We start from the raw sequence: 10,392 nt of genomic DNA on the forward strand, positions 1-10,392 counted from the left end.
CTATATCTAAAAATAAGAATAAATAACCTGTTTAAATAAAAAATACAGAAATTAAGAAAAAATAAATCATAAAAACACTTGAAGTGAAATATAAAATAAATAAAATGCTCCAATTATAATAAGTATGGAGAATATCTTTGGAATGTAGCTTGCCTTTGAAATCAATTTCTCGAAATCTATTCTTGAAATCGCCAAACATAATGCAAGCAAAGTCAATGCAAATCCTAAAACGTAAATAAGTATATTTGCAACTGCATATAATGGGCTGTTTGAACTTACAAGCAAAGTTATAAGAGAAATAAGGTATGCACTATAGCAATCTGCCCAAGCAATTGAAGTCAAGAATCCTAAAATAAATGAATTTGCTATGCCTTCCCCTGTTTTAGCACTGATTGATTTAAATGGCAAATTATAATCAAAAAACATCAATATTCCCATAATCAATAGGATAACTGCAGCAATGACCCTTACATAAATGATATATTTGTAAAGAATTGCTGTAAAGAACCCTGTCAAAAATATGATAATAGTGAAAATGCTAAATAATCCAAGAAGAAAAGAGAATATCTCCGCTTTTGATTTGGCTTTTAGACTAAAACCTACAATTATTGGTATGGTAGGTATGATACAAGGAGACAATATTGAAATTACTCCTGTGAAAAATGAAATAATCGGCATTATCTCCATAATATCACCATATTAAATTAAAATAATTAAAATAATTAAATAAAATAAACTAAATTAAAATAAATTAAAATAAATTAAATTATTCAATTTGATTAAGTTCATCTAAGAATTCTTCTGCATCCAAATATCCATCGATTTGATAGACAAAGTCTTCATCTCCAGTTACAAATACCACAGTTGGAGTCCCATACACATTATAATTACTTGCTATCATAGGATTTTTATTTACATCCACAATAGTAGGAATATATTTTTCATTTATAGCATCCTGAACTTTAGGATCTGTTAGAGTATTTTCTTTAAGAATATCACAATAAACACAAGATTTTTGATCAAAAATAACCATGACAGTCTTATTTTCTAATTTAGCATCTTTTAAAGATTGTTCTAAATCAAAACTCACATTTAAACCATCAATATATTTATCATCATCAGCATCATCATCAGCACTAACAGATACAATAAATCCGCATATTAATAGTGTGATGATTGAAATTATTATCAAGTTTTTTAATTCCATCTTTTACCCCCAAATGAATTTAATAATACTTAGATTTTATAGTAAATAAAGTTTTTTATAAAAATGAAAAAAGAATAAATTGAAAATAGCTAAATTGAAAATAATTTATTAAAAAATAGCTAAATTGAAAAAAATGTAAAATGAAAAATAGGTAAAATGAAAAATAGATAAGAATAGAATAATAAAATTATTCTAAATTAACAAAATTCTTAAGTATTTTCAATCCTGGAACTCCACTTTTTTCTGGGTGGAATTGAGTTGCAAATACATTGTCCTTTGATACTGCAGCAGTTACATCAAATCCATAATCCGCTGTTGCAGACAGATTTTCACTATCATCAAGCACAGCATGATATGAGTGTACAAAATAAAAGTCCTTGCCGTCGACACCTTCTAAAATAGGGCAATCCTTTGTTTGTTTGATTTGATTCCACCCCATATGAGGTATTTTTCTACCTTCAGGAATCTTTGCAACATGACCTTTGAAAATATCAAGCCCTTTCACTCCAGGAGATTCTTCACTTGAGGATAAAAGAACCTGAAGTCCTAAGCAAATACCTAAAAATGGCTTTCCATCATTAATATGCTCGAAAATCACATCCTTATAAGGCTCAATGTTTTCCATGGCAGTTCCGAAAGCACCTACACCTGGAAGAACAAGATGCTTTGCATTAGCTATTTCAGATGGATCATCTGTAATGATTGCTTCTGCACCAATCTTTTTAAAACTATTGGAAATGCTTCTGAGATTTCCACTTTTATAATCAATAACTGTAATCATAAAATTACCTACTATTCATTAGATTAAAAATGCCATATAAAAATTTAAATTTAAACTAAATATAAACTAAATATAAACTAAATTTAAACAAATTTAGGTTTAATATATTAAACTATTTTTAGAAAAAATTATTCTATTATTTAAATTAAAATAATGACTAATTAAAATGATAGTTTATTAAACAAATATTAATTTTCTTCAAGCTCCCATTCAATAACTGAACGTATCATCATACCAAAGTCAGAATCTACTATGCTATCTATACCTAATGTCTTAGAATGAGCATCTAACTCAGCAATGACATGTGAGTAACCTAATTCGTTAAGAGGTTGAACAAGTCTTGGACCGTCTGTAACTGCAACGGTTTCACAGTCCAGCTCCTCTACATACAATGCATGAGGAACACCTGCAACAATCACTAAATCTGGCTTGATTTCTTTAAGATATTCTTCTGCCTTTCTTGGAGTGATTGGATATTCATCTAATCCACCAGTGATGCATTCAATATCAATTCCAGTATCATTCAATTCTTTGGTAATATTTACTGCATGTTGTCTGATTCTTGGAAGACCAATGTTTTCATCTAAGTTGGCAATGAAATGAAGATTTTCGATGTCCTTATTAGAATTTATATTATCATCATCAAATAATCTAGAGAAATCACAATTTAGAATGTCTGCAAAGAGATAGGAAGTTTCCTTTTTAGCATTCAATACAAATGCTACATTCTTTCCTTCCTTGATTGCTTTTACAATGATTCTTGCAACCTTTTCCTTGCTGTGGCCAAAGTTAGGCTTGATGTATTTTCCTTGTGCCATTCCACGAGTCTTTTCAACATGTGTGGCAAGCCTTAGCATTTCATTTTGACGATCAGCTTCCTCTTGAGGAATTACACCATATTCAACAGCAGCGTTAAGAACTGCAATAGCTCCTTCTGTATTGTCTCCTTCACCGAAACCACCGTGAGATTCCACTGGCAAGACAACACAATCAAGGCCAAGGTTTTCAATTGGCTCCTTTAAGTCTTCACCAATGATCATACTTGCACAGGTTCCTACAATTCCCATCAATTTTGGATTGAAGGTATCATAAGCCTCTTGTAAGGTTTCCTGAAGCTTTTCACCAGCACCTAATATAAAATCATTTTCAGCCATGGCTGTTGTAACAACTCTAACACCATCACTTTCAAGGAGCCTTCCTGTTCTAAAGCAACAGCCATGTGGCCCATGCATAACAATTACATCTGCATTTAAATCTCTTAAAGTGTAAAGGGAAGCAGCTATTGGACTTGGACGTGGATGCATCATTTTTATTCACCTAATAAATAATAAAATAATTTAATATAGCTTTAATATAGTTTTAATATAGTTTTAATTATCAAAGTACATTTAATGTGTTACAATCTTGATAATATCTCTGTCTTGGAGTTCATAATCACTTGCTATTCTCATGCTCTTTCTTGCATCTACCGCATGCATGAACTTATCACCGATATCAGTATGGATGATATATGCAAATTCGCGAGGAGTTGAACCTTTAGGAACCAAGAAAGCATCTGGGAGCACATTTCCTTTTTGGTCTGTAAGCTTATGCTCATCTCCAACAGGATAGACAACAATCATGTCTAAAAGGTCAAACACTGCGGTATTCAATGCCTTTTGAATACCAGTGCTGCCATAGACATCAAGGATATTGGTTTGGATATATTCCAATGCCTTGATTTGATTGGCATTCAATTTGCTTTCATCTATGATTTCAAAACTGCTGTCTCCTGAAATGTATGAAATCAAACCTGCTCTGGTAGCATTCATAAGTGCAAGTTCGGATTCAGCAGATGTTGGAATAACACGAGGATATTTCTCTTGCATTCTTTCAATGTTTTCACGTGCTCCAGGCAAATCTGCCTTATTTGCAATTACAAGGGAAGGTTTTGCAATATTCAATAGATTGCGTACAAATTCTATCAAGTCTTCATCTTCCCATTTGCCGTAATTAGGATTAACGGTTCTTAAAGCTTCAATTACATCTTCAATTAGGATACCTGTACCTGATAATTGCTCGAAAATGACTTTGGAAAAGTCCAAGTGTTCGGCTTCAACCTTACGGATAAGCCTTACCCAATTCTTGCTTACGATTCCATACATCCACATGACGATTTCATGTTCTAAGAACTCAATGTCTTCCAATGGGTCATGGGAACCTGGATCAACTGGGTTTCCTTCTGCATCAGTGGATCCTGAAGCATCAATTACATGAATGAAAACTTTAGCTTGCATCAAGTCATCCAAGAACTTGTTTCCAAGCCCCTTTCCTTCATGAGCTCCTGGAACAAGTCCTGCAACATCTATCAATTCTATAGGGATCAATCTTGTTCCGTCAATGCATTGGGAGTTGTGTGGATTGCAAGTGACATTCATTTCCTTGCACGGACATTCACTGATAACATGAGCAACAGCCTTATTTGCATCTATGGTAGTGAATGGATAATTAGCCATTTCCACTTGAGATGCAGTAGCTGAATTAAAAAATGAGGATTTTCCTACATTCGGTTTACCTGTAACTGCAATTTGAAGCATAATATCATTCCTAATTATTATAAAATGTAAATCTAATTTAATTTTTATTTAATTTTTATTTAATTTTTGTAATTTTTATGATTAAAATTAGTTTATTTGTTTTTTAAATAAACTTTTAATTATTATAATACTTTATTATATCTATTTTACAAAGTATAAAAAATTATTTAAAAAATAGTTTTATTATTATGAAACAGTACTAAGAAAAATGCAAAAATAATAAAGAAATTAATAAAAGATTGAAAAAAATAGAAAAAAAGAATAATTTAAAAATAAAAAAAGAAAATAGCTAAATAGCTATTAAAGTTAAAATTTTAGAGTTCAATTAACCTATGTATCTAAGGTCATCTTGAGCTTGTTGTGGTGCTTGTTGACCCATTGCTCTTTGAAGCATTTCTTGCTCCATTTGTTGAGCTTGGGAAATCATTTCACGAATCTCTTCAGCTTTTGCTTCTAACTCTTCAGTACTTACTTCGAGTTTTACAAGAATAGCTAATTTTTGCAAAATAGCTTCAGCCGCTTCAGCATCAATGAAATAACCAGGAGTTTTACCCATTAAGCAAGCTCCTTTCATTCCTCTGAGTCTACCTAAACCTAAGAATAAACCAGAAGCACCAACGATACCGCCATCAGCAGATCTGATTTCAACATCCGCTTCCTTGAGTACTTCAATAATTTCCTCATCAGTAGCAGCACCTAAAACACGGCCGTCAGTACCTTCAATAGGTTGACCAGTAGCAAGACCACCTAAAGTATAAAACTCTTTAGCCCCTTTTGATTCAACGAAATCAAGGACAGAACCACAGAGTTCGTATTGACCTTCAGGTGCTAAAGCTTGACAATTACCTACTAAAAATATGAAATCCCTTTCATCTGCACCTGCAGATTTCAAGTAGTACATTTCATTTGTCATATCCTCTACGATTCCTCCTTCACCAACAAGAACTTGTGGTGGGAAGTATGGAGAATAGATTTCCACAAATTTAGTAGCTTCCAATTCATCAATTACATGGTCAATTGCTAATTTTCCTACATGACCGATTCCAGGAAGTGCTTCAATAAATATTGGGTTGTTTAAACTAACTTCTTCTAATACATTAAATTGAGTTGTTCTCATGATATCACCATAGAACATTTTAATAAATAATATAATAATCGTAAAATCTAAAAAATAGAAAAATAGAATAATGGTTTTTAAACTAACAATATCTTGCTAATTAAAAACTTTTATTATTCCTTATTAAGCATCTCTTTCTTTAATTGCCTACGATATTTGCCATACTTGTCCTCAACAGAAAATTTAGGTGGGTAAATCACTTTCAAATCTCCACCACAATTTGGACATTGAGGTTTAAGTGTGTAAATATTGCAAACAGGACACTTCTTCATTTTCATTTTCATCTGATTCACTAATTAATTTTCAATTTCACGTAAGAATTCTCCGCTACCGTCTGCTTCCTCTACAATAGCAATAGCTTTTTCAGCTGCTTCTTTCAATTGCTTTTCAGCAACCAAATAATCAGTAGAAGTTACAGTAATTCTGTAACGAGGAGCTCCAACACATTGAACTTCAATGTTTTCAGCTTCTGCTGCCATAAGCGCTTTCTTAATAACTTCTACACCATCTGGGTTGTAGTTCTTAATGTCTACATATCCACTGATGTGAACTTCAGGTGGTTGGATGTTCTTAACAGCAACTTCAGTTATGGCATCAGCCCATTCTTGGCTGATTCCTTCTTCAGTAAGGGTTTCTGCTCCTTCTTCAGCAGAACTTTCAAATGCACCATAGATATCACCGAAGATATCCATAAGCTCATATCCCACTTCATCATAAGCAGTATCCAAGTCTTTATCTAAAGATTTAGCAGCTAATTCTAAGAATTTTTCAGCTTTTTGTTCAATTTTCCATTGTTGGATCTTTTTAGTCCTTTGGTCTTCTCTAATTCTTTTTAAGGAAGCATCCACATGACCTTTTTTAGGATTAACTCTTAAAACACGAGCAACAATCTTTTGATTTTCTCTTACATGATCTCGAATATTCTTTACCCAACCAGAAGAAACTTCAGAAATATGAATAAAAGCTTCTTTACCTGCGTATTCTTCTAAGTTAGCAAATGCACCATAGTTAACAACTTTGTAGACAGTACCTACAATAAGTTCTCCTTCATCTGGCCATTCTTGACTTTTTCTTACCAATTAAAACACCGAAATAAAAATAGTTTAGATAAGTAATTGAAAATCACCTATCTTTATTCTAAGATCACATAATAATTGTTGATTATTGGAATCGCAAAAATGCAATTTCTACTAAAAAACAATTATTAATAATTTTAAGCTTAATCTAAAACTTCATCGATGTGAGCCATGATTTTAGCTTTTCCACCACGGGATTTAACGATGGTTTTACCGCAGATGATACATTTTACATCAGAAGCTGCACGATCGAAAATGATTTGTTCGTTATCACAATCTAAACATTTAACTCTTAAAAAGTTACCTCTACCATTACTTGCCATACAAATCACCTAGTTAGATACCCATTCAGGTTTTCCTACTCTGAAAGATTTTCTGATGTGGGATTTTCCACATTCTTTACATTTGTATCTTAAATCTAATTTTTTAACCGGCTTGTTACCACCTGGTAATGGTCTTGGATAACCTCTGTACCCTGCGGTAACTCTTCTGAATTGTCTTTGTCCCCATTTTAACTCACTAGCTTTTCTCTTTTTGGAAGTGTGAACTTCGTGCATAGTGTGTTTCTTACAATGTGGACAGTAAGTTCTTTTTTCTTTAGGCATTTTCATTTTCTTCACCTTTAATAATTTTCTCTGTTAAAAGACTTTAGAACTTAATTAACAGATTATATAATAAATAATTACAACAGACCAATTGGAACTGTTTAGGTTTCCATTTAGCATGAGGATAAATTATAACATACTAATAAGAACATTTTTCAGTTTCCTACGAGCATGAGAGCATCTACACATTCTTATAAAAAATATTTTTACATCAAATAATCTAAATCATTGATAGAATAAACTAAAAAGTTTAAAAACTTTAAAAAAAGATTTAACAAATTGTAAATCTTGGAATCTAATAATTAAAAAAATATTTTAAAATAAGAAAATATCATATTATTATAGATACATTAATTATATATGATTATAATCTATATATAAATCTTTGTATTATATAATAATTATATAAAAAAAGCAATTTTTAAATGATTTAATGGAATTAATGCTTGACCAAACTTGCCTTATTGTTCTCAATAAGAATTTGAGCAGTTATGTTCGGCAAGATCACTACATCATTTTCAAGGAAAGGACCATATATCTTTCCATCAATACCTACCATCTCACCAAGATTTTCACTGATGACTACAGTGGCATTCTCTATTTCATCTCGAGCAAACACTCCACCTCTTGTTTTATCAACAGGTTTCTTAGGAGCATCTTCTTTTTCCACTGGTTTATCAAAACCCTTAGCAGGCATATCTCTAGTTTGCTTTACATCAAGACCTGATGAAAATCCAAGTTCAGATTGTGCTGATTTAGGCTCAAAAAGGTTCTCTTCCTTAATTTCTGGCTCTTTCTCATCCGCTTTGCTTTCTTCAGGCACTTCTTCTGCCTTAGGTTTTTTCGGTTTTGCAAATATCAGATTGAAGTCATCTTCAGATGGTTGGGCATAATCGGATCCTGCAGCGATTGCATTATAATAGTCATCATCATAATTAGGTTCCAACTTATCCAAATCCACAAATTGGCTATCAGGATTTTTGAAAATGTCATTGATGTTATCTGATGTTATGCCCTTAGGCTTGGAACTTTCAGTTGATTGAACTTCCTCTTTTGGCCCTTCAGTATCTACTTGAACCTCAAACTGGCTGTCATCCTCTACATAGACATCCTCTGGATCTAATGGAACTTCTTCAACAGAGACTTGGGTCTCTTCTACAGAGTCCTGTACAGATTCCTCTTGAGCATCAACAGCAGCAGCTTGGTCAGGGTACTTTTGATTAACTACCTGCTTATCAATGTTTTCATACTTTTCATCTGTAACCACTTTAGCATTTTTAATTTGGTTTAACCTATTTAAAACCTCATCAGACTCTCCAAGAGCATCAGAAATCTCATCTTCCAAATCATCATCAACAGAACTTTCAGACTCAATGTCTTGGGCAGATTCATAAGAATCCTCTACAAAACTGGTTTCTCCATCTTCATCGAAATCTTTATCATATTCCTCTCCTTCATCTTCCAGTGAAGTTCCATCAAGAGAACCTTCTTCAGCATATTCATCTAATGAAATTCTATATCTATGACTCTTAAGAGCATCCATCAATGCGAAATATAAGGTTTCCTCTTCATCTGTAAGATTCAATGGAGTTGTATCCAAAAGGTCAAATTGAGGATTGTCCTTTTTAAACAAAAGAAAAGACCTATAGATATTATTGTTAGCGGCTTTTGTAATTTTAGACTCCCTGAGTTCGCAGATTTCAGTGGCAATCCTTTGAGCATTATTCAATAACAATTGCTCATTTCCAAAAGGATCGCTAGCTACGGAACGCTCAAGATTTCTAATGTAATCACGTAACTGCTTATAGAAATCATTTTCTACTCTCGCCAGAGAAGATTTATTACGTTCCTCCTTTTGAACTCTGCGTAAAACTTGGAAAAAGTCGCCTTGCATAATAATCATCTAAATAAAAATAAATTTAAAATTTAAAGTCTAGGATTATCGTTAATAATCATCACATTTTCTAAATACTAATTGGTTTAATAAAGTCAATAATGTATAAATTTGGAAATGGTGTAAAAAAATAAATAAATAAATTAATTTAAGGTAAATTAATTTATTTTAGAGTTTATTAAGCTTTAATACTAGATTAATCTAGTCCATTTAGTCTTCAGATTCAATTCTTGGAGCAAGCAAGAAACTGAGTTCCCCATCTTCGGATACCATTTTAAGACTAAGTGTTAATGGCATGTCATTTCCAAGAGAGATGGTTGCAATTTCAGAGAATTTGTCTGCTTTAAGCATTTCTCTAATTTTTTCTAAAGAGAAAATGGATTTAGCTTTAGTGTCTATTTTTTCACCATGTAAATATTCAATGTTTGCATCTCCAAACTCACCTTCAGCAGATGCATAGAAGTTTTCTTGATCTACCATTAAAGTGATTTTATCAGAGAAGATATCCATATCTTGGATTGAGTCTTTCAAGAGAGTGAAAGGAATCTCAAACTCGGTAGGATAATCTAATGATGGAGGTGCAGGTGAATCATATTCAATATCAATCAATCTGATCTTGAAAGTTCTTGTAGCTTCACCGACAAAAGTAAGAATAAGATTTCCTTCATCTAATGACATTAAAACACGGTCATTAGCTTTGGAACGTTTTAATACTTTCATTAACTCATCAGTGTCAACATTGATCTTTTCAGGTTCATCGCAAATGAACTCATCAAATAAACTGGATTTGAGTTCGAGATGAACAAAGGTAATGTGACTACGGTCTAAGGCATCTAAACGAAAACCTTCACTATCAGTTTGGATTTGTACTTCATCAACAATTGATGAAATAGCATCAAAACTGGTTTTTAAAATACTTGAATCACTTAACTCAGCTTTAAACATTAAAAATCAACTCTTGATTTAATTTTAAGCATTGATTGTTTATTTTATAAAAATAATGCATAATTTAATTTTTTTGATTAAATAAAATTGTATATTTTATTATAATATTATATAGTATTTAATCATTTATAAATCTAATCAAAAGTGAAAATTTTTAAAAAAATTTGAACATGAAAAATTGCAATGAATTA

Annotated in this window: 12 protein-coding genes; all 12 read right to left on the reverse strand. The window is 31.9% G+C overall.

The genetic code is table 11. The features are described 5' to 3' along the window. Positions 1 to 66 precede the first annotated feature (66 nt). The 12 genes from ACKI67_RS09225 to pcn all read right to left on the reverse strand — a co-directional run bounded on the left by ACKI67_RS09225 (position 67) and on the right by pcn (position 10,201). Complete coding sequence (locus ACKI67_RS09225; protein WP_407463239.1) at positions 67 to 687, reverse strand: cytochrome c biogenesis CcdA family protein; 621 nt, start codon at positions 685 to 687, stop codon at positions 67 to 69. A gap of 79 nt (positions 688 to 766) precedes the next feature. Next, entirely contained in the window at positions 767 to 1,192 is a 426-nt protein-coding gene (locus ACKI67_RS09230) for a thioredoxin family protein (RefSeq protein WP_407463240.1), read from the reverse strand. Between the two features lie 202 nt (positions 1,193 to 1,394). Further along, the gene (hisH, locus tag ACKI67_RS09235) at positions 1,395 to 1,988 is read right to left on the reverse strand and encodes an imidazole glycerol phosphate synthase subunit HisH (protein ID WP_407463241.1); all 594 of its coding nucleotides are present in this window, start codon (positions 1,986 to 1,988) and stop codon (positions 1,395 to 1,397) included. Positions 1,989 to 2,176: 188 nt separating this feature from the next. Next, positions 2,177 to 3,292, reverse strand: a complete 1,116-nt coding sequence (cfbD, locus tag ACKI67_RS09240; protein WP_407463248.1) for a Ni-sirohydrochlorin a,c-diamide reductive cyclase catalytic subunit — start codon at positions 3,290 to 3,292, stop codon at positions 2,177 to 2,179. Positions 3,293 to 3,376: 84 nt separating this feature from the next. Next, positions 3,377 to 4,564, reverse strand: a complete 1,188-nt coding sequence (locus tag ACKI67_RS09245; protein ID WP_407463242.1) for a redox-regulated ATPase YchF — start codon at positions 4,562 to 4,564, stop codon at positions 3,377 to 3,379. A gap of 325 nt (positions 4,565 to 4,889) precedes the next feature. After that, entirely contained in the window at positions 4,890 to 5,681 is a 792-nt protein-coding gene (locus ACKI67_RS09250; RefSeq protein WP_407463243.1) for a proteasome assembly chaperone family protein, read from the reverse strand. Between the two features lie 113 nt (positions 5,682 to 5,794). Further along, positions 5,795 to 5,965 carry an RNA-protein complex protein Nop10 gene (locus tag ACKI67_RS09255; RefSeq protein ID WP_407463244.1) on the reverse strand — a complete coding sequence of 57 codons (171 nt, stop codon included), beginning with the start codon at positions 5,963 to 5,965 and terminating at the stop codon, positions 5,795 to 5,797. Between the two features lie 12 nt (positions 5,966 to 5,977). Next, positions 5,978 to 6,760 carry a translation initiation factor IF-2 subunit alpha gene (locus ACKI67_RS09260; protein ID WP_407463245.1) on the reverse strand — a complete coding sequence of 261 codons (783 nt, stop codon included), beginning with the start codon at positions 6,758 to 6,760 and terminating at the stop codon, positions 5,978 to 5,980. A gap of 140 nt (positions 6,761 to 6,900) precedes the next feature. Beyond that, on the reverse strand, positions 6,901 to 7,080 hold the full coding sequence (locus tag ACKI67_RS09265) for a 30S ribosomal protein S27e (RefSeq protein ID WP_012954984.1): 180 nt from the start codon (positions 7,078 to 7,080) through the stop codon (positions 6,901 to 6,903). Between the two features lie 9 nt (positions 7,081 to 7,089). Next, on the reverse strand, positions 7,090 to 7,368 hold the full coding sequence (locus ACKI67_RS09270; RefSeq protein ID WP_295607415.1) for a 50S ribosomal protein L44e: 279 nt from the start codon (positions 7,366 to 7,368) through the stop codon (positions 7,090 to 7,092). Positions 7,369 to 7,801: 433 nt separating this feature from the next. Next, the gene (locus tag ACKI67_RS09275) at positions 7,802 to 9,256 is read right to left on the reverse strand and encodes a hypothetical protein (protein WP_407463246.1); all 1,455 of its coding nucleotides are present in this window, start codon (positions 9,254 to 9,256) and stop codon (positions 7,802 to 7,804) included. A 210-nt stretch (positions 9,257 to 9,466) separates the two neighbouring features. Continuing rightward, entirely contained in the window at positions 9,467 to 10,201 is a 735-nt protein-coding gene (pcn, locus tag ACKI67_RS09280) for a proliferating cell nuclear antigen (pcna) (RefSeq protein ID WP_407463247.1), read from the reverse strand. Positions 10,202 to 10,392 lie beyond the last annotated feature (191 nt).

It is taken from the genome of Methanobrevibacter sp., from assembly GCF_045577275.1.
Classification (GTDB): Archaea; Methanobacteriota; Methanobacteria; order Methanobacteriales; family Methanobacteriaceae; genus Methanobrevibacter.

Excerpts from the sequence above, each read along its gene's own strand:
- ACKI67_RS09225 (WP_407463239.1), bottom strand. The coding sequence starts at position 687 with ATGGAGATAATGCCGATTATTTCATTTTTCACAGGAGTAATTTCAATA.
- hisH (WP_407463241.1), bottom strand. The coding sequence starts at position 1,988 with ATGATTACAGTTATTGATTATAAAAGTGGAAATCTCAGAAGCATTTCC.
- cfbD (WP_407463248.1), bottom strand. The coding sequence starts at position 3,292 with ATGCATCCACGTCCAAGTCCAATAGCTGCTTCCCTTTACACTTTAAGA.
- ACKI67_RS09245 (WP_407463242.1), bottom strand. The coding sequence starts at position 4,564 with ATGCTTCAAATTGCAGTTACAGGTAAACCGAATGTAGGAAAATCCTCA.
- ACKI67_RS09250 (WP_407463243.1), bottom strand. The coding sequence starts at position 5,681 with ATGAGAACAACTCAATTTAATGTATTAGAAGAAGTTAGTTTAAACAAC.
- ACKI67_RS09255 (WP_407463244.1), bottom strand. The coding sequence starts at position 5,965 with ATGAAAATGAAAATGAAGAAGTGTCCTGTTTGCAATATTTACACACTT.
- ACKI67_RS09265 (WP_012954984.1), bottom strand. The coding sequence starts at position 7,080 with ATGGCAAGTAATGGTAGAGGTAACTTTTTAAGAGTTAAATGTTTAGAT.
- ACKI67_RS09270 (WP_295607415.1), bottom strand. The coding sequence starts at position 7,368 with ATGAAAATGCCTAAAGAAAAAAGAACTTACTGTCCACATTGTAAGAAA.
- ACKI67_RS09275 (WP_407463246.1), bottom strand. The coding sequence starts at position 9,256 with ATGCAAGGCGACTTTTTCCAAGTTTTACGCAGAGTTCAAAAGGAGGAA.
- pcn (WP_407463247.1), bottom strand. The coding sequence starts at position 10,201 with ATGTTTAAAGCTGAGTTAAGTGATTCAAGTATTTTAAAAACCAGTTTT.